Below are 17,785 nucleotides of genomic sequence, written 5' to 3' on the forward strand. Positions count from 1 at the left end.
GTATCGAAAGATACAATGCCCACATGGTCGCACTCGCAGAAGAGCCCCGGCGCACGGGACGGCCCCGTGACCCCGATGTGGATCGCAGCATTCTCAGCGCCGCGCAGGATCTGCTGGTCGACGAGGGCTACAGCGGCATGACCGTCGCCGGCGTGGCCCGAGCGGCCGGCAGCAGCAAGGCGGCGATCTACCGCCGGTGGCCGGGCAAGATCGACCTCGCCGTCGCGGCCGTGCGCGCGCTCGCCTCGCCGGCCGAGGTGCCGGACACGGGGTCGCTTCGCGACGACCTGATGACGGCGGCGATGCACTACGCCCGCGCGGACGAGCGCCTCGCCCGCGTGCTGGCGAGCCTGCTCACCGAGTTCGGCCGCAATCCGACTCTCTACGAGGCCGCGCGCGAGGCGATCGGAGGGCCGCCGTTCGCGGCGATCGTCGCGGTGATCGAGCGCGGGATCGAGCGCGGCACGGTGGCCCCCTCGGCCCCGGTCGCGCTGATCGCGAGCATCGTCCCCTCCGTCGCCTTCGGCCGCGTGTCCATCCAGCGGCAGGCTCTCGACCCGGCGACGGTGCGGGAGCTCGTGGACCGGGTCCTGCTTCCCGCCCTCACCGCGGCGCCGGCGGCTACTTGATCGACCCCCGCATGACGCCGGAGATGACCCAGCGCTGGGAGAAGATGTAGACGATGAGCAGCGGCGCCATTGCCATCAGGTACGAGGCGAACGCGACGGTGTAGTCGGTGTTGTACTGCCCCTGGAACACGTACTGCGCGAGCGAAAGCGTGCGATCCGCGGGCGAGGTGAGCACCACGAGCGGCATGATGAAGTCGTTCCACGCCCACACGCAGGTGAGGATGCCGACGGTCGCGTTCATCGGCATGAGCAGCGGGAACACGATCTGCCGGAACACCCGCCAGGTCGACGCACCGTCCATGCGGGCCGCCTCCTCGAGCTCGATCGGGATCGAGCGGATGAACGCGGTGTAGATGAAGATGTTCAGGCTCAGCCCGTAGATCGTGTACAGGATGATCATGCCCGCCGGGTTGTCGAGCCCGAGGAGGGCGGTCTGCTTCACCAACGGCAGCATGATGATCGGGAACGGGATGAACAGCGCCGCCAGCAGATAGTAGAAGACGCCCTTGAAGAATGGTCGGTGCATGTTGCGCGCCAGCGCGTAGGCGACCAGCGAACTCGTCAGCAGCGTGAACACCACCGAGCCGACGGTGATGATCGCCGTGTTCAGGAGCACCCGCGGGAAGTCGGTGCGCTCCCACGCGACGGCGAAGTTGTTCCAGTTCAGCGGCCAGGGCAGCTCGAAGCCGGTGCCGGACACCAGTTGGTCGGGGGTCTTCAGCGCCACGGAGACCGCGAGGTAGAGCGGGATGATGACCGTGAGCGAGCAGACCGCGATGAGGGCGGTTGCCCACCAGTTGGTGCGGCGGGTGTCTGAGGGGTCGCCGCCGCGCGCGCGACGACGACGCGGGGTGACCGCGTCCTTGGCGAGTTCGGCCTCGATGGGAACGGTGACGGAGCTGGACATCAGAAGTCGGCCTCTCTGCGCTGAAGGACCCGGAATTGGAGGAGGGAGACGACGGTGATGACGATGAAGAAGATCACCGCGTTGGCCGTCTGGTACGCGAACTCACCGCCGGTGAACCCGCCGCGGAAGATCAGCATCGTCACCGATTCGGTGGAGGTGCCCGGTCCGCCGTTCGTGAGGGCGATGATGGGGTCGAACACCTGCAGGAAGCCCTTCAGGCTCAGCACGACGTTGATCGTGAAGAAGGCGCTGATGAGGGGGAAGGTGATCGAGCGGAACTGTCGACCGGCGGAGGCGCCGTCGATGGATGCCGCTTCGTAGATGTCGGCGGGGATCGTCTGCAGACCCGCGAGGTAGATGATGATCGAGAATGCGCACGCCTGCCAGACCGCGAGCACGACGATCGCCGTCCACGCCCAGTCGGGGTTGGTGAGGATGTTGTCACGGAACAGCGGAATGCCCGACAGGATCTTCGGCAGCGAGTTCGAGAACAGGTACTGGAAGACGTAGCCGACCACCAGGACCGCGAGGATGTACGGCACGAAGTAGACGCCGCGCCAGAAGTTGCGCGCCTTGATCTTGGCATTGAGCCCCATCGCGATCGTGAGCGAAATGGCGTTGGTGAGCACCGTGGCCACGATCGCGAACAGGAACGAGAACATGTACGCCTGCAGCACGCGGTCGTCGCGGAAGATGTTGATGTAGTTCCCGATGCCGATGAAGTCCCACGTGCCGTACCCGGCGTAGTTGGTGAAGCTGAAGAACACGCCGATGATGACGGGCAGGGTGTGGAACGCGGCGAAGGCGATGACCGCCGGCCAGACGAACCAGTAGTAGGCGCGGGGCGCGAGCTTGGAGCGCTTGCGCGGGGCGGGTGGGGCGCTGGAGCGCGGCTTGCTCGCCGCGGCGGCGGTGACGGTGGCCATCTCAGTCCTCCTCGTTGGGGGAGATCGTGCGTGCGGCGACCTTGCGCCACTCGTTGTCGAGTGTGCGGAGCGCTGCGTCGACGTCGCCGTCGTACAGGAACTGCTGCACGATGCCGGTCAAGGGGATCGCACTGGGCACTTGGTGGTCGATGAAACCCGTGATCTTCTCGTCGTCGAAGTACGGGGCGATCGACTGCAGAGCGGGATCATCGCTCAGCTGGGCTCCGATCACGGAGGGCACCATGGTCTGGGATGCCGCGAAGCGCTCGATCACGTCGGGGCGGAAGAGGAACTCGATGAAGCGCAGCGCCTCTTCGCGTTTGGGTGTGTCGCGGGCCATCGTGACCGTCACGTCGACACCCGAGACGAGCAGGCGCTCGGCCGGGTCCTCGGGGACGGGGTAGGGGAAGATCGCCGCGTCGATGTCGGGGTTGACCGCCTTGACCGGGCTGAGCGCCCAGATGCCCTGCAGCATCATGGCCGCGTCGCCGCTCGCGAACAGGGCCGTGCTGTCGTCGTACGACGCCCCGCGGTAGCCCTCCTGCGAGTAGTCGAACAGCTGCAACTGGCGCTGCATCGCCTCGGGGAAGTCCTTCTGGAAGGACACGGGCGAGTCGGGCCCGACGTTGTCCCCCTCGGCCCGCATCTCCTCGAAGAAGCCGTCCTGCGCGTAGTACGCGCCGATGCCGTTCCACGACGGCATGGCGGTCCAGTTCTCGGCGAGGGAGGTGGCGAAGGGTGTGATGCCGCGTTCGACGAGGGTGTCGCAGAGCGCGATGAGCTCGTCCCACGTCTCGGGGACCTCGAGCCCCTGCTCCTCGAAGATCGCCCGGTTGTAGATGATGCCGTCGGCGTTGTTGACGTAGCCGAGGCTGTTGACCTCGCCCTCGAAGGTGCCGAGATCGGCGAGGATCTCCTGCACGGCCGGGTTGATGGTCTCGAGCACCGGTTCGTCGGAGAAGTCGTAGAACACCCCCGCTTCGGCGAGCTTGCCGAAGCTGCCGTTGGCGTTGAGCGTGATGACGTCGGGGGTGCGGTCCTTCACCAGGAGCGTGCGGATGATGGTCTCCGAGTCGGCGACCTGGTTCTGCACCACCTTGATGTCGGGGTTCTCCGCCTCGAACTCGGCGATGATCTCGTCGAAGTCCTCGAGCGCCTCCCCTTTGAACTGGAAGAAGTCGAGGGTCGTGACCCCATCGCCGGCCCCGGTGGCGCAGCCGCCGACGCCGAGCGTGAGCCCGACGAGCAGTGCCCCCGCGGTGGCGGTGCGGAGTGATCTGGATCTCATGACGGGCGCCTCCTTGCGCGAAAGGCCGCGGACTACGCGGCGGTGATCTCGATGACGGTGGCCTGCTGGGGGTTCTGCACGGGCGGGCGCACGCCGACGACGGCGAGCTGGCGTCCGGTGAGCAGCGTGTCGTGGTGAGCCCAGGCCAGCGGCGACTGCGCGGGCTGCTGCACGATGCCGCCGGGCGTGACGATGCGCAGGCGGTAGCTGCGGTCGGGGTCGAGCCCCGGCATCCGCACCCGTCCCGCCGGCGATGAGATGAGCGTCTGCGTCTGGGCGACGGTGAAGAAGGCGGATGCCCGGTCGGCCGCGACGATGCCGCGGACGTCGAGGCCGGGGTCGGCGACGTCGACGTTGACCACACGTCCGGTGGCCACGAGCGGACGCACGCGCCGCGCCAGCGCCACCCATTCGGCGACCGCCGTCGCCTCCGCCTCGCTCAGAGTCGTCACATCCCACTCGATGCCGAAGTGGCCGAACAGCGCGACGGCGCCGCTCATGCTGAGCGAGACGGTGCGGCCGGTGGAGTGGACGTGCGGAGTGGTCAGGTGCATGCCCATCATCTCGGGCGGCACGACCAGTGCGGTGTGGCGCTGGTTCTCGAGGCGCTCCACGGGGTCCAGGCAATCGCTGGTCCAGACGCGGTCGGTGCGGTCGAGGATGCCGAGGTCGACGCGGGCCCCGCCCGAGGCGCAGCTCTCGATCTCGAGCCCCGGCCGGGTCGCCTTGAGCTCATCGATCAGCCGGTAGACGGCCAGGGTATGGGCGTGCACCTGCGCGGCGCCCCCGGGACCTGCGGCGGCGTCGACCAGGTCGCGGTTGTGGTCCCACTTGATGTAGGCGATGGGGTACTCGTCGAGGATCGCGGCGATCGCGCCGGCGATGTAGGCGTAGGCATCGGGGTGGGCGAGGTTGAGCACCTGCTGCTGGCGGGCCGACGGCGGCAGCTGCACGCGACCGCGCAGCAGCCAGTCGGGGTGCGCGCGGGCGAGATCGCTGTCGGGGTTGACCATCTCGGGCTCGAACCAGAGGCCGAACTCCATACCGAGCCCCACGACGTGGTCGGCGATGGGGTGCAGCCCTTCGGGCCAGACGCCCGCGTCGACCGTCCAGTCCCCGAGGCCTGCGGTGTCGTCCCGGCGCGCGCGGAACCAGCCGTCGTCGAGCACGTACCGCTCCACTCCGAGTGCGGCGGCCGCGTCGGCGAGCGCGGTGAGCTTGGGCAGCGAATGGTCGAAGTACACCGCCTCCCACGTGTTGAGGGTGATCGGCCGCGGGCGCCGCGGGTGCTGCGGCCGCGCGCGCCATTCGGCGTGGAAGCGGGCCGCCAGGTCGTCGAGGCCGTCACCCCAGGAGCCGAGCACCTCCGGGGAAGCGATCTCCTCGCCGCGGCCGAGGCGGATCTCGCCGGGGGCGTAGAGCTCGCCCGCGCTGAGGAACGCCTCGCCGGTGGGCACGCGCTCGGCGAGCGCGCGCTGGTTTCCGCTCCAAGCGAGGTGGATGCCGTGGACGACGCCTCGCTCGAAGCCGAAGCCCGGCCGACCCGCCGCCAGCAGCAGCGTCGCGTCCGCGCCGGGGCGGCCGCGGCGGCTCTCGCGCAGGTGGGTGCCGAACGTGAGGTCGCGGCGCTGGCCCGAGCGCTCCCGCAGGTGGCGGCCGGTCGTGTCGAAGATCTCCGTGGCATCCCACGGCAGGGGCAGCGCAGGCTGCAGGGTCTGGACCGTGTACGGCTCGTCGCCCTCGTTGCGCACGGCGATGCGCGTGCGCACGAGCCCGGCGGCGCTGACACCCAGGTCCACTCGTGCGGTGAGCTCGGTCTCCTCGTCCGCGAACTGCAGGCGCAGCTCGTGCGGGCTCACCTGCACATCGGTCAGGGTGAAGCGCGCGCTGACGCTCTGCCCGTCGCGGTGGCCTTCGAGGGTCGGCGTGCCGAGCCACCCGGATGCCGCTGTCGTGAGCACGCTCAGCTGTGCCGTCTCATCCAGACCGCCCGAGACACGCTGCAGCCGGGCCGCGACCGCGAGTGATGTCAGCGTCTCGGCGGGGGCGTCGCCGAGGTCTTCGCCCCAGTGCACGATCGCGGGGCTCTCGGCGTCGAGATCGACCACCACGCTCGTTCCCCCCCGACGCAGGTGCACGACGCCGTTGGGGGCGGCGCTGCCGCGGGGCGGAGGCGAGACGGTGGAATCGGTGTCGAGCATGGGGTTAGTTCTACAGCGAAACTAATACGGCGTCAAGACCGTCTGTCAACGTGGGATACGCGCCGCGGGCTCGCGGCATTCATGCCAGGATGAAAGCAATAGAGCCCGATTCCCGAGAAGGACAGCGCCATGAGCGAAAGCGAAGCCGCCCTCGCGCGCGCCGTGCTGATCCACGGGCCGATCTCCCGCAGCGACCTCACCGCCCGACTCGGCCTGTCGGCCGCCAGCCTGACGCGGCTCGCGAAACCCCTCCTCGAGAGCGGGCTCCTCGTCGAACTCGGCGAGGTCGCCGACGGCTCCGTCGGCCGCCCCTCGCGCCCCCTCGATATCGCCCCGGGGCTCGGCAGCTTCGCGGGCGTCAAGATCACCGGAGACGAGGTGATCGCGGTGGGCACCGACATCCGAGCCGAGCCGATCGCCGCTGACGAGCGCCCTCTCACCGACCACTCGCCCGACGCGGTGCTGCGCGTGGTCGCCGACGCCATCACCGCACTCGGCCTCAGCGATCTGGTTGCCGTCGGGGTGAGCCTGGGCGGTGTGGTCAACGACGGCATCGCGGTGCACGCGCCCTTCCTCGACTGGAGCGGCGTCGATGTCGGCGGCCGACTGCACGAGGCACTGGGGGTCCCGGTGAGCGTCGAGAACGACCTGGTCGCCCTGACCGAGGCGGAGCGGTGGTTCGGCGTCGGCCGGGGCCTGCGCGGCTTCGCCACGATCACGATCGGCGTCGGCGTCGGCTACGGTCTCGTGGTCGACGGCGAGGTGGTGCGCACCCCGGATGCCACGACCGGCACCGGCGGGCACATCCCCCTCGATCCCTACGGGCCGGTCTGCACCGAGGGGCACCGCGGCTGCGCGCAGGCGATGCTCTCCTCGGGGTCGATCACGGCGCAGGCATCCGCCGCGCTCGGTCGTCTCGTCGGGTACGACGAGACCCTCGCGCTGGCGGCATCCGATCCCGCCGTCCGCGCGATCGTGGGCGCCGCCGGCGACGCGCTCGGCACGTTCATCGCCCTCGCCGCGAACCTCAGCCTGCAATCGTCCATCGTGCTGTCCGGTGAGGGCATCGGACTGTTCCGGGTTGTCGAGGACCGCGTCCGCGCCGCCGCGGCCGCGGGACGCGACCCCCGGTCGATGCCCCTGGACATCCACGTCGACGACGACGGCTTCCGTGCGTGGGCGCGCGGCGCGGCGGCAGTCGCGATCCAGGCATCCATGGAGCGACTGCGCCCCGCGCGCTGACGCGGATCATCCCCACGGCTGATCGGGATGCACCTCGAGACTGACGCGCCCCTCGGACCCGTTCACGACGATGGATGCATGCCCTCCACACCTCGCATCCGAACGGCCGCCGCCGTTCCCCTTGCCGCCGCACTCGTCCTCGTCACCCTCACCGGGTGCGCCGACATCCAGGACGTCGTCCAGCGTCAGGCGTCGGGCGAATTCGCGACCCGTGCCGAGCTCGTGCAGGACTGGAAGAAGCAGGCCCCGTGGCTCCCCGCCGATGCCCAGTCGATCATCACCCGGGAATCCACGATCACCGACGAAGCGTCACTCACGACCCTCAGCGACGCGGACCTTGACCCCGCGCAGTGCGCAGAGGTGGAGCGCCGATCGGCACCCCTGTTCACCCTCGAGCACGCGCCCGACGTCTACAAGATCGAGAGGGCGTTCGCGTGCGGCGACTGGTCCGTTGTCGCCACGGACGACGGCTGGTACGGCTGGACTCCCAACCATCCCGCCGAGAAGGCGCAGTCGCCCGCGTCCTGACCGTCGATGCGAGCTGTCTCAGCCGCATAGTGGTTTCTCACCGGCGGCGCGGCCGCTTCCGGGCGCCCGCCGTCGTGTCGTCGACCGGGGGTAGCTTCGGGGCATGACCGAGACGATCACGCTGCGGCGCTGGAGCGATGACGACCTGCCGGTGCTGGAGCGCAGCAACACCCCCGAGATGACGACCTTCCTCGGCGGGCCGGAATCGGCCGATGCCCTCCAGCGCAGGCACGCACGGTTCCTGCGGCTCTGGCAGACCGGCGAAGCGCGGATGTTCGCCGTGGAGTCCTCGCTCGCAGCCGAGCCGGTCGGCTCCATCGGGTACTGGAAGAAGCAGTGGGACGGTGAGGATGTCTACGAGACGGGTTGGAGCATCGCGACGGCGCACCAGGGCCGTGGCCTCGCGGCGCGCGCCGTCGCCGCGTGCCTGGCGGATGCCGCAGGCCAGGGCGACCGCCGGTTCGTCCTGGCCTTCCCGCGCACCGACAACGCGGCATCCAACGCCCTCTGCCGTTCGAGCGGCTTCACCCTGCGCGGCGAGGCCGACTTCGAGTACCCGAAGGGCCATCCGATCCGCTCGAACGTGTGGGCCTTCGACCTGACGCACTCGGCGAAGGAGAGCGACGAGGCTCTGGCGTAGCCCGTCGGCGCGCGGCCCGATGGAACGCGAGCCGCGCGACATGGCCCGACACGAGGGCGATCGTGGTGTTCATCAGACGCGGGATGCCACCGGCGAACGAAGTCGCAAAGTCGCCGTCGATTGCATACACTCGGGATACAGACGCGAAGGAGCGGTATGCCAGAGGAACTCGAGTTCGATGTCATCGTGGTCGGGGGCGGCAACGCGGGGTTCAGCGCCGCCCACGCTGCCGCCGAGCGAGGGCGCCGGGTGGTGCTCCTGGAGCGGGGAGAGTTCGGTGACCACGGCGGCAACAGCTTCTACACCGCCGGCGCGACCCGCATCACGCACACCGGGCTCGACGATCTGCGGGACGTCATCGAACCCGACGACCGTCACGAGCGCACCGTCGTGCCGCCGTACTCGCCCGAGGAGTATGCCGCGGACCTCGCGAAGGTCACCGACGGGCGCAACGACCCACACCTCACGCAGACGCTCGTCACCGAGATCACCCCGACGCTGCGTTGGCTGAAGGGCCTGGGCCTGCGTTATCGCCTGATGTACGAGCGCCAGGCCTATGAGCGGCCGGACGGGACCTTCCTCTTCTGGGGCGGCCTGCATGTCGGCAACGTCGGCGGAGGTGAAGGTCTCGTCGCAGACCACACTCGGGTCGCCGGACAGCTCGGAGTCGACATCCGCTACGGGGTCGACGCGCAGGAACTGCTTCTCGACGCCGGCCGCGTCGTCGGTGTGCGTGCGCAGACGCACGGGCGGACCGTCGAGGTCCGCGGCACCTCGGTGATCCTCGCCGCCGGCGGTTTCGAGGCCAGCGCCGAGCTGCGTCGCCGACACCTCGGCCCCGGCTGGGAGAACGCGGTGGTGCGGGGAACCCCGCACAACACGGGCCGCATGCTCGAAGCCGCCCTCAGGATCGGCGCGGCACCGGGCGGCGACTGGTCCACCGCGCACAGCGTCCAGTGGGATGCCGAGGCGGTCGACAACGCCAGCAATCGCGAACTGACCAATCGGCTGACCCGCCAGAGCTATCCGCTCGGCATCATCGTGAACGCCGAGGGACGACGCTTCCTCGACGAGGGCGCGGACTTCCGCAACTACACCTACGCGAAGTACGGACGCGTGATCCTCGAACAGCCCGGATCCGTCGCCTACCAGATCTTCGACGCCACCCTCCGACCGATGCTGCGCTCGGAGGAGTACGACATGCCGGGCATCGGCGTGCACCAGTGCGATGACCTCGCCGGCCTCGCCGCGTCTCTCGGGGTGCCTTCCGACGCGTTCATCGACACCGTGTCGCGGTTCAACGCTGCGATCGACACGGCGGCGCCCTTCGACCCGACCGCGAAGGACGGTCGCCGCGCCGATGTCACCCCGCCCAAAAGCAACTGGGCGACGGCGATCGCGACGCCGCCGTTCTACGGGTACCCCGTGACCTGCGGCATCACCTTCACCTTCGGCGGCCTCGCGTCGGACACGCACGGTCGCGTTCTCCGCGAGGATGGTTCCGTGATCGACGGGCTGCTGGTGTGCGGTGAGATGCTCGGCGGGTTGTTCAGCGGCAACTACCCCGGCGGTTCGGGGCTCGCCGCCGGCATGGTGTTCGGCCGCCGCGCTGGCAGCATCGCGTGAACCGGCATACCGGCCGTTATGCTGCGTCCGCACCGGCCGTGGCAGAATCGGGCCGGCACCACGACAGGACGGATAACGCATGAGCTCACCGACGCCGCAGGGAGCTGACGGGCTGGCCGAGGCTCTCGCGCCCTACCGGCCGACATCGCCGTCGCGCGGCGGCGCCGTGTCGGAGACCTTCCACGCCATCAGGGAGGCCATCCTCGACGGCGTGCTGGCCCCGGACGCATGGCTGCGGGAAGTCGCCCTCTCCGAGGCGCTGGGAGTGAGCCGGACGCCGGTCCGGGAGGCGCTCAACCGACTCGAGGAAGAGGGCCTGGTCGCACGCACCCCCGGCGCCGGCGCCCAGGTCACCCGCCTCTCCTTCGAGGACATGTCGGCCGTGTACCAAGTGCGGGCGAGCCTGGAGTCGCTCGCGGCGGAGTACGCCACCCGGCAGGGCAAACCCGAGCACCTCGCCCGGTTCCGGCAGCTGCACGAACGGATGACGGCGGCCACCGCGGCGACGGACTTCGAGGCCTTCTCCCGCGCCAATGTGGAGTTCCACCATCTCCTCTCGGTCGCCGCCGACAACGCCTACCTCTCTCGCCTGCTCGCCACGGTGGAAGTGGCCATTCGACGCTTCGGGACGCGTTCGCTGAGCCCGGAGCGGATGACCGAGGTCCTCGGTGAGCACGCCGCCATCATCGACGCGATCGCCGAGGGCGACCCGGAACGGGCGGGCAGCGCGGCATCGGCGCACGCGACGCGCGCACGCGCCTCGACCCTCAGCCGCCTGGTGGGGCGCCCCATCTGATCTCGCCGCCGCCGGGTTTGCGCCGCCGCACGGCCGCCTCCCAGAGGCCCGACAGCGCCAGACCGACGACCTGGACGGCGAGCGCCGAAGCCGGCCCGAACACACCCGCCAATGCTCCGGCGATCAACGGTGTCGCAGTCTGGGCAACTCGGTTGCCGAGGAGCCGCACGGCCAGCCCGCTCGAACGGGCCGCCTCGGGCAACGCGAGCGCGACCGCGGTCATGGTCAACGGCTGGCCCATCCCGAGGAAGAAGCCCGCCAGCGCGAGCCCGGCGAAAAGCACGGGCTGCTCCGGAACGAGCACCATCACCGCCAAGCACCCGGCGGTGCCGATGCAGCTGGCGATGAGCAGAGCGGGCTGCCCGAACAGGCGCCCCAACGGACCGAGCAGCAGCCGGGATGACATGGATGCCGCACCGCGCGTCGCCAGCATGGCGCCGACGGCGATCGGTGAGATCCCGGCATCCGCCGCCATCAGGGGGAGATAGGCCGTCACGATGTCCACCGAGGTGAGGACCGCGGCGCTGATCACCACGTAGCGAAGCACACCCGGTGTGCGCAGGACAGCGGCGGCTCGCGCCTGCGAACGCCCTCCTGCGGGTGCCGCCCTCGTCGCCATGCTGAGGAAGGCCACCACCATGAGCAGCGCCGCCCCGCAGGCGCCGAGGAACGAGGCGGAGGTTGCCCCGAGCGTCGGGGCATCGGCGCCGATGAGCACACCCGCCAGGAGCGGGCCGAGCGCCTGCCCCAAGGCCATCGCGGCAGTCATCCACCCGAAGCCGTCGTTGTAGCGGGCGGGCGGCGCAGAGCGGGTGATCCACGCCTGCGCACCGAGCAGCACCGCCAGGTTTCCGAGCCCGATGAGCGCGCAGCCCGCGAGGAGGATGCCGACTGATTCCGCCACCGCGGCGAGCAGGCAGCCGGCGACGGAAACGGCCGCTCCCCACGCGGGCACTGCCCCGATGCGTCGCACGCGTCCGGCCAGCGCGCCGATCGGAAGCGCCCCGATCATCGGGAGGATCGCGAACGCGGCTGTCACGACCCCGATGACCGCGGCATCCGCTCCCATGACGAGCGCGGCGTAGCTCGCCGTCGGCCGCGCCATCCCGAGGACGATCTGGCTCAGCGCCGCCCCGATGAGCGGACGCCACAGCCACCCGCCGGCAAGCGGCCGGGGTGACATCGATTCAGTATTCGCGGGGATAGACGCGACCGTCCATGAGGCGACGGGCCGTACGCACCACCCCGACCGACACGATCTCGCCGCCTGGGGCGCACTCCGCCACGGCTTCGCTGATGCCCAGCGGGTGGCGCACGCGGACCACCCCCGTCGTCCCGCCTGCCGCTTCGGCGACGATCGAACCAGGTATGCACGCGGCGGCGGCCAGACACAGGGCCCCGGTCATCGGCAACCCTCGATGCACCCGCCCCATCGAGAACGCGAGCACCGAGATGTCGGCGACGCCATCGCCCGGTCCGACGAGCAGGAGTCTCGGCACCGCCGGGGCATCCCTCGCCGCACCCGAGACGTCGGGTGCCGCTCCGACGGCGACCGCTGCCGCTGCCCGCACCGCCTCCGTCCGCGCAAGGAAGTCGGGATCGGCGTTCAGATCGGCCACCGATCGCCCGACCGAGTCGGGGGCGACATCGGCGATGCGGGCGAAGACGTTCGGATGTGCGGCATCGACCACGGACACCTCCACCGCGCCGTGCGGGGTGTCCAGCGTCGACCTGGCCGAGCCGAGCGGCATCAGCGCTCCGAGTACGCCCCCGGCGGGGTCGAGGTAGCGGGTGACGACGGGGGCGCCCGTCCCGGGGACACCCGCGATGGCCAACCCACCCGTCGTGGCGACCCTGCCACCGGGGGTGGGGACCTCTGCGTGGATCTCGATGCCGGTGTTGCCGTTGATGAGACGGACCCGCGTCACATCGTGCGCGGCCGGGACGAGTCCTTCCTCGATGGCGAAGGGTGCGACGGCCGTCGTGAGGTTGCCGCAGTTGCCCGACCAGTCCACGCGCGCCTCGTCGACGCCGACCTGGGCGAACCAGTAGGTGACGGCGTCGTCGGGTCCGGCCTCGACGATGATGGCCTTGCTGGTGCTCGACACCGTGCCACCCATGCCGTCGATCTGCAGCGGATCAGGGCTCCCCATCACGGCGAGCAGGACCCGGTCCCGGTCGCCGCCGGCCGGCGGCAGATCACCGGCATGGAAGAACATTCCCTTGCTCGTTCCGCCGCGCATGTAGACGGCCGGCAGCGATGGCGGCAGGCCCTCGATGCGGCCCGCGACCTCCTCCCGCAGCATGTGCGCGCTCATGCGATCCGGAAGACGCGGCCCTCATGGCCGGTGGCCGCGGGGAATCGTTCGGTGATGAGCGGGTCGTGCCCGGCGATCACCAGGCCCGAGGTGGCGGCCGCCTTCATGGTGTCGAAGCTTCGGTAGAGCCCCACGACGTCGGTGTGGACGGCGAAGGGCTTGTCCTGCTCCACGTTCTCGAAGAAGTGGGACGAATCGGATGCCAGCACCACGATGCCCTGGGCGGTGCGCACGTAGGTGGCCTGCATGCCCGGAGTATGCCCGGCGACCTTGTCGACCCACACCCCGTCGGCGACCTCGTGGAGTCCATCGACCATGCGGACGCGGCCCGCGAAGTTGAGCCGGATGACCCGCTCGATGTCGGCGATCTCGATATGACGGGAGAACTCCCGACGCGGGGCGAACCGGCCGGTCCAGAAGGCCATCTCGTCCTCCTGCAGCACGAACGTGGCCGCGCCGAAGGCATCGAGGTCCCCGCAGTGGTCGTAGTGGAGGTGGGAGAGGATGACGATCGGCACGCTCGCCGCGTCGACACCGATCCTCGCGAGGGCGGCGCTGGGGTCCTCCCAGTGATCGCGGTGGCGCGTGCGATTGGTCGCTGCGGTGAAGCCCGCATCGAGGACGATGTCCTGCCCGGGCGAACGGATCGCCCACACGAAGTAGTCGAGACGCATCCGCTCGTCCTGCGGGTCTCCGTCCGGGCCCAGGAAGTAGTGCCCGCGCACGCCGCCCGGGTTCTCCCCGAACTTGACGGCGTAGATCTCGTGCACCGTCGGCGCCTCGGCCATCAGGCCTCCTCCTCGATCACCCGCACCACGGCTGTGTGGTACGCCTTACCGTAGCCGCGCTCGATCGTGCGCCCGAGCAGCTGATGGGCCAGCGCCGCCGACGGGAGTGTGAGCCCGAGCTCGTCGGCCAGCTCGAGTGCGTAGCCGACGTCCTTGCGCATGTACTCCGCAGAGAAGATGCCCTCACCGTGCACATCGGGCAGCAGGGCCTTTCGGCCGTGGTTCTCGAGGGTGAAGCTGGCGGCGGACCCCTGGCCGAGCGCCTTCCACGCGAGTTCGGGATCCACGAGCCCGGTGCGCCGGATGAGCGTCAGCGCCTCGGCGAGCGCGACGACGGTCTCGAACACCACCATGTTGTTCACGAGCTTGATGAGGGCCCCGGATCCGTTCGGTCCGCAATGGATCACGTCCGTCGCCATCAGGCGCAGTAGCGCCTCGACGTGCGCGAAGGCGGCGGCATCCCCACCGGCGGTGATGCTCAGGGTGCCGTCGACGGCGGCTTGACGGGTGCGCGCGACGGGGGCGTCGATGAAGAAGGCGCCGCGCTCACGCACCGCGGCACCGATGCGCTGGGCCGCGTCGACCGGGATCGTCGAGAGGTCGACGATGACCGTCCCCGGCCTCACCTGGGCGAGCACGCCCGCCTCACCCAGCACCACGGATTCGACCTGTGGTCCACCGGGGAGCGACAGGAAGACGACGTCCGACTGCGCGGCGAGGTCCGCGACGGAGGCGGCGGCCTCGGCGCCTTCCGCGACCGACCGCGCGACCGCGTCGACGGCCATGTCCGACACCAGCACCGGCAAACCGGAACGGCGAATGAGGTTGCCCGCCTGCCCAGACCCCATCACCCCCAGACCGATGAAGCCGATGCGGGTCGCCTCGAGGAGCCCGCTCATCCCACAGCCTTCGCCTCTGCGGCGGCGTTGGCCCCCGCGATGCGTCCGAAGACGGCACCTCGCACAAGGCCCGCACCGGCACCGTAGTTGTGGAAGAAGAAGCCGCCGGTGATCTCCCCCGTCGCATAGAGGCCGCTCATCGCGTGTCCCTCCTGTGTGATGACCCGCGCCTCCCGGTCGATCTTCAGGCCGCCGTAGGTGAAGGTGATCCCGCACATCACGGGGTAACAGACGAATGGTCCGTCTTCGATGGTCCGCGCCCAATTGGACTTCGCCGGCTGCCCGGCGGGCTCGGCCGAGACACCGTCCAGGCGGAAGGGATCGACGCGCTCCTCCGCGTCGGTCGCGACGGCCGCGTTGAACTGCTGAACCGTGGCGAGCAGACCCCGTCGGTTCACGCCCAACGCGTCCGCGAGTTCTTCGATCGTGTCCGCCACGACGGGGGTACCCGTGGCGTAGCGCGGCTCCAGCAGATGAGCGGTCTTCTGATCGAAGATCTGGTAGGCGATGCCGCCGGGCTGCGCACGCACCGCCCAGCCGGTCTTCGCGTAGGTGAGGAAGACGTTGTCTTCGCCCTCGTCGATGAATCGGTGTCCGTCACGGTTGACCAGCAATGCGTAGGGGTAGGAGTACCGGCTCATCTTGTCGGTGATGCGGAGGTCCCCCACCGGGGGCGCGGACGCGTCGATCGGGACCGCGTGCGCCCCGCCCCAATGTCCGACCGGCTGGGCTCCGGCGGCGATGGCCTTGGTGTGCATCTGCCCCATGTTGAATCTGGTCCCGCGTACCTTCACGAGGTCCCATCCCGGTCCGAGATAGCGAAGTCGCATCTCCGGGTTGGATTCGAATCCCCCGCATCCGAGGATGACGGTCCCGTAGACGTCGATGAACTCGTGGTCACGACGCACCCGGATGCCACGGACCGCGGATCCCTCCGCGATGAGGTCGTGCGCCGGTGAGTCGTACCAGACGGTGATGTCGGTGGCCTCGACGGCGGCGTAGAGGTCGTCGATCAGACCGACGCCCTCGTGAAGGGTACGAAGCGCCCCACCCGGCGCGAGCGTGATGGTCGTCGCGTGGTCGACCTTCGACGGGTCGACCAGCTTGTCGGCCGTCAGTTCCCATTTGACGCCCTTCGAGTGCATCCATTGCACGGTCTCGAACGACTTCTCGATGGTGGTCGCGACGAGCTCCGGGTCCTGCCTGCCCTCCGAGGTGCGGTTCCAGTCGGAGGCGTAGTCCTCGGCGGTATAGGGCGCAACCGACACGCGCGGGTACCACTGCTCATTGGAGTCGTCGAGGATCGACTTGAGCGAATCGAGTCCGTCGTGCGTGACGCGGAAGATCGCTCCGGTGAACCGGCTGTTACCACCCCGCAGCTCGCGGCTCGCTGCCTCGAGGACGAGGACGCGCGCGCCGGCTTCGTGGGCGGACAAGGCGGCGGTGAGGGCGGCGTTCCCGCCTCCGGCGACGATGACGTCGAAATGTTCGGCCATGGGGGGCTCCTTCTGGATATGAGGTCAGGTGCGGATCACGAACGGGTCGCGGTCCTCGGTGGAGGTGTCGACCATGACGTTCTTGACGTATGTGTAGTCATCGAGCGCCTCAGCTCCGCGCTCTCTGCCGTAGCCGCTCTGTTTCGTGCCGCCGAACGGGGCCTGCGCTGCCGAGGTGCGATAGGTGTTCACCCAGACGACCCCGGCCTCGAGCGCTTCGGTCATGCGGAACGTGCGCGACACATCGCTCGTCCACACGCCGGCGGCGAGCCCGTACTGCGTCGAGTTGGCGATGCGGACGGCCTCGTCCTCGTCGTCGAAGGGGATCACCGAGAGCACCGGCCCGAAGACCTCGTCCTGCGCAAGACCACTCGATGGATCGACGTCTGCGAAGACCGTGGGCTGGATGTAGAAGCCGGCCTCGAGCCCGTCGCCGTGGGCACGGCCGCCACCGGCGACAAGTGCCGCGCCGGAGTCCTTGGCCGCGTCGATCAGCGAGAGGATGCGCTCGAACTGCGGGCGGTTGGCGACCGGCCCCATTTCCGTCGCGGGATCGCGGGGGTCGCCCAACTGCACGCGACGGGACCGTTCGGCGACGGCATCGCGCACCTGGGTGTACACCGATCGCTGGACCAGCAGCCGGGACCCCGCCACGCAGGTCTGTCCGGCCGCTCCGAAGATGCCGGCGACGGCTCCCTGGACGGCACGCCTGATGTCGGCGTCGGCGAAGACGATGTTCGGCGACTTGCCGCCGAGTTCGAGGCTGACCGGAATCAGCCGCTCCGCCGCGTTCGCGGCGATCCGCCGCCCCACGGCACCACCGCCGGTGAGACTGATCATGTCGATGCCGGGATGCCGCGTGAGCAGGTCGCCCGTCTCCGCACCGCCCGTGATGACGTTGATCACCCCGGGCGGGAACCCCACCTCCACCGCCAGCCGCGCGAGCTCGGTCGTGGTGATCGATGCGTGCTCGCTGGGTTTGACGACGATCGTGTTGCCGGCGGCGAGGGCCGGCGGGAGCTTGTTGGCCAGCAGCGCCAGCGGACTGTTCCAGGCGGTGATGAGCGCGCAGACCCCCCGCGGCCGTCGGACGGTGTAGTCGAACACAGCCGGGTTGTCGAGCGGGATGGTGCGCCCGTACAGCTTGTCGGCGTAGCCGGCGAAGAACCGGAGGTTGCGGGCGACGAACGTCATCTGCGGGCGGGTCTCGCGGATGACTTTGCCGTTGTCCGTGGTCTCCCACTCCGCCAAGCGGTCTGCGTGCTGCTCCACCGCGTCGGCGAGGCGATGGAGCAGGCGCGCCCGTTCGACGCCCGGGGTGGCACGCCACCCGGGGAAGGCGGCGCGGGCGGCCGCCACCGCCGCGTCGACATCGGCGGCCGAAGCAACGGGCACGCTCCCCCAGGCCTTGCCGTCGAACGGGTTGATCGCCTCGAGGGTGAGTCCGCCCGATGCGTCGACGGTCTCGTTGCCGATCACCATCTGCGCGTGGATCATGTCA

At 69.8% G+C, this 17,785-nt stretch carries 16 protein-coding genes; 6 read left to right on the top strand and 10 right to left on the bottom strand.

Annotated elements, in window-relative coordinates:
- Positions 1–23: 23 nt before the first annotated feature.
- Complete coding sequence (locus tag ACFVR6_RS14890; protein WP_386964421.1) at positions 24–629, top strand: TetR/AcrR family transcriptional regulator; 606 nt, start codon at positions 24–26, stop codon at positions 627–629.
- Here ACFVR6_RS14890 and ACFVR6_RS14895 read toward each other — a convergent pair.
- Genes ACFVR6_RS14895 through ACFVR6_RS14910 form a run of 4 tightly spaced genes read right to left on the bottom strand, consistent with a single transcriptional unit; the run spans position 622 to position 5,951 of the window.
- Positions 622–1,536, bottom strand: coding sequence for a carbohydrate ABC transporter permease (locus tag ACFVR6_RS14895; protein ID WP_386964423.1), 915 nt, complete (start codon positions 1,534–1,536; stop codon positions 622–624). The two genes, ACFVR6_RS14890 and ACFVR6_RS14895, sit on opposite strands and share 8 nt — an antisense overlap.
- The gene (locus ACFVR6_RS14900; RefSeq protein ID WP_386964425.1) at positions 1,536–2,462 is read right to left on the bottom strand and encodes a carbohydrate ABC transporter permease; all 927 of its coding nucleotides are present in this window, start codon (positions 2,460–2,462) and stop codon (positions 1,536–1,538) included. The genes ACFVR6_RS14895 and ACFVR6_RS14900 overlap by 1 nt, the downstream gene beginning before the upstream one ends.
- A gap of 1 nt (position 2,463) precedes the next feature.
- Positions 2,464–3,750 carry an ABC transporter substrate-binding protein gene (locus tag ACFVR6_RS14905; protein ID WP_386964427.1) on the bottom strand — a complete coding sequence of 429 codons (1,287 nt, stop codon included), beginning with the start codon at positions 3,748–3,750 and terminating at the stop codon, positions 2,464–2,466.
- A 32-nt stretch (positions 3,751–3,782) separates the two neighbouring features.
- Positions 3,783–5,951 carry an alpha-galactosidase gene (locus tag ACFVR6_RS14910; protein WP_386964428.1) on the bottom strand — a complete coding sequence of 723 codons (2,169 nt, stop codon included), beginning with the start codon at positions 5,949–5,951 and terminating at the stop codon, positions 3,783–3,785.
- Positions 5,952–6,080: 129 nt separating this feature from the next.
- Here ACFVR6_RS14910 and ACFVR6_RS14915 point away from each other — a divergent pair, with 129 nt between their 5' ends.
- The 5 genes from ACFVR6_RS14915 (at position 6,081) to ACFVR6_RS14935 (ending at position 10,783) form a co-directional block, all read left to right on the top strand.
- Positions 6,081–7,193 carry an ROK family transcriptional regulator gene (locus ACFVR6_RS14915; RefSeq protein ID WP_386964430.1) on the top strand — a complete coding sequence of 371 codons (1,113 nt, stop codon included), beginning with the start codon at positions 6,081–6,083 and terminating at the stop codon, positions 7,191–7,193.
- Between the two features lie 78 nt (positions 7,194–7,271).
- Positions 7,272–7,721 carry a hypothetical protein gene (locus ACFVR6_RS14920; protein ID WP_386964432.1) on the top strand — a complete coding sequence of 150 codons (450 nt, stop codon included), beginning with the start codon at positions 7,272–7,274 and terminating at the stop codon, positions 7,719–7,721.
- 103 nt (positions 7,722–7,824) lie between these two features.
- Complete coding sequence (locus tag ACFVR6_RS14925) at positions 7,825–8,361, top strand: GNAT family N-acetyltransferase (protein WP_386964434.1); 537 nt, start codon at positions 7,825–7,827, stop codon at positions 8,359–8,361.
- Positions 8,362–8,517: 156 nt separating this feature from the next.
- Positions 8,518–9,987 carry an FAD-dependent tricarballylate dehydrogenase TcuA gene (gene tcuA / locus ACFVR6_RS14930; protein ID WP_386964436.1) on the top strand — a complete coding sequence of 490 codons (1,470 nt, stop codon included), beginning with the start codon at positions 8,518–8,520 and terminating at the stop codon, positions 9,985–9,987.
- A gap of 79 nt (positions 9,988–10,066) precedes the next feature.
- Positions 10,067–10,783: a GntR family transcriptional regulator gene (locus tag ACFVR6_RS14935; protein ID WP_386964438.1), complete on the top strand. Its 717-nt coding sequence runs from the start codon at positions 10,067–10,069 to the stop codon at positions 10,781–10,783.
- Here ACFVR6_RS14935 and ACFVR6_RS14940 read toward each other — a convergent pair.
- From ACFVR6_RS14940 to ACFVR6_RS14965, 6 genes are read right to left on the bottom strand one after another with little or no spacing between them, the layout of a single operon-like run.
- Entirely contained in the window at positions 10,755–11,966 is a 1,212-nt protein-coding gene (locus tag ACFVR6_RS14940) for an MFS transporter (protein ID WP_386964439.1), read from the bottom strand. The genes ACFVR6_RS14935 and ACFVR6_RS14940 overlap by 29 nt on opposite strands.
- A 4-nt stretch (positions 11,967–11,970) precedes the next feature.
- Complete coding sequence (locus ACFVR6_RS14945; RefSeq protein ID WP_386964441.1) at positions 11,971–13,101, bottom strand: PrpF domain-containing protein; 1,131 nt, start codon at positions 13,099–13,101, stop codon at positions 11,971–11,973.
- Complete coding sequence (locus ACFVR6_RS14950; RefSeq protein WP_386964443.1) at positions 13,098–13,889, bottom strand: N-acyl homoserine lactonase family protein; 792 nt, start codon at positions 13,887–13,889, stop codon at positions 13,098–13,100. Before ACFVR6_RS14950 ends, ACFVR6_RS14945 begins: the two co-directional genes overlap by 4 nt.
- Positions 13,889–14,788: an NAD(P)-dependent oxidoreductase gene (locus tag ACFVR6_RS14955; protein WP_386964445.1), complete on the bottom strand. Its 900-nt coding sequence runs from the start codon at positions 14,786–14,788 to the stop codon at positions 13,889–13,891. The genes ACFVR6_RS14950 and ACFVR6_RS14955 overlap by 1 nt, the downstream gene beginning before the upstream one ends.
- Positions 14,785–16,284 (bottom strand): FAD-dependent tricarballylate dehydrogenase TcuA, encoded by a 1,500-nt coding sequence (tcuA, locus tag ACFVR6_RS14960; protein WP_386964446.1) that lies wholly within the window; start codon positions 16,282–16,284, stop codon positions 14,785–14,787. The genes ACFVR6_RS14955 and tcuA (ACFVR6_RS14960) overlap by 4 nt, the downstream gene beginning before the upstream one ends.
- 24 nt (positions 16,285–16,308) lie before the next feature.
- Positions 16,309–17,781, bottom strand: coding sequence for an aldehyde dehydrogenase (locus ACFVR6_RS14965; RefSeq protein WP_386964448.1), 1,473 nt, complete (start codon positions 17,779–17,781; stop codon positions 16,309–16,311).
- Positions 17,782–17,785: the final 4 nt, after the last annotated feature.

Source organism: Microbacterium sp. NPDC058021 (assembly GCF_042885955.1).
GTDB lineage: Bacteria > Actinomycetota > Actinomycetes > Actinomycetales > Microbacteriaceae > Microbacterium.

Excerpts from the sequence above, each read along its gene's own strand:
- ACFVR6_RS14915 (WP_386964430.1), top strand. The coding sequence starts at position 6,081 with ATGAGCGAAAGCGAAGCCGCCCTCGCGCGCGCCGTGCTGATCCACGGG.
- ACFVR6_RS14950 (WP_386964443.1), bottom strand. The coding sequence starts at position 13,889 with ATGGCCGAGGCGCCGACGGTGCACGAGATCTACGCCGTCAAGTTCGGG.
- tcuA (WP_386964436.1), top strand. The coding sequence starts at position 8,518 with ATGCCAGAGGAACTCGAGTTCGATGTCATCGTGGTCGGGGGCGGCAAC.
- ACFVR6_RS14955 (WP_386964445.1), bottom strand. The coding sequence starts at position 14,788 with ATGAGCGGGCTCCTCGAGGCGACCCGCATCGGCTTCATCGGTCTGGGG.
- ACFVR6_RS14900 (WP_386964425.1), bottom strand. The coding sequence starts at position 2,462 with ATGGCCACCGTCACCGCCGCCGCGGCGAGCAAGCCGCGCTCCAGCGCC.
- ACFVR6_RS14945 (WP_386964441.1), bottom strand. The coding sequence starts at position 13,101 with ATGAGCGCGCACATGCTGCGGGAGGAGGTCGCGGGCCGCATCGAGGGC.
- tcuA (WP_386964446.1), bottom strand. The coding sequence starts at position 16,284 with ATGGCCGAACATTTCGACGTCATCGTCGCCGGAGGCGGGAACGCCGCC.
- ACFVR6_RS14905 (WP_386964427.1), bottom strand. The coding sequence starts at position 3,750 with ATGAGATCCAGATCACTCCGCACCGCCACCGCGGGGGCACTGCTCGTC.
- ACFVR6_RS14965 (WP_386964448.1), bottom strand. The coding sequence starts at position 17,781 with ATGATCCACGCGCAGATGGTGATCGGCAACGAGACCGTCGACGCATCG.
- ACFVR6_RS14940 (WP_386964439.1), bottom strand. The coding sequence starts at position 11,966 with ATGTCACCCCGGCCGCTTGCCGGCGGGTGGCTGTGGCGTCCGCTCATC.
- ACFVR6_RS14925 (WP_386964434.1), top strand. The coding sequence starts at position 7,825 with ATGACCGAGACGATCACGCTGCGGCGCTGGAGCGATGACGACCTGCCG.
- ACFVR6_RS14895 (WP_386964423.1), bottom strand. The coding sequence starts at position 1,536 with ATGTCCAGCTCCGTCACCGTTCCCATCGAGGCCGAACTCGCCAAGGAC.
- ACFVR6_RS14910 (WP_386964428.1), bottom strand. The coding sequence starts at position 5,951 with ATGCTCGACACCGATTCCACCGTCTCGCCTCCGCCCCGCGGCAGCGCC.
- ACFVR6_RS14890 (WP_386964421.1), top strand. The coding sequence starts at position 24 with ATGGTCGCACTCGCAGAAGAGCCCCGGCGCACGGGACGGCCCCGTGAC.
- ACFVR6_RS14935 (WP_386964438.1), top strand. The coding sequence starts at position 10,067 with ATGAGCTCACCGACGCCGCAGGGAGCTGACGGGCTGGCCGAGGCTCTC.
- ACFVR6_RS14920 (WP_386964432.1), top strand. The coding sequence starts at position 7,272 with ATGCCCTCCACACCTCGCATCCGAACGGCCGCCGCCGTTCCCCTTGCC.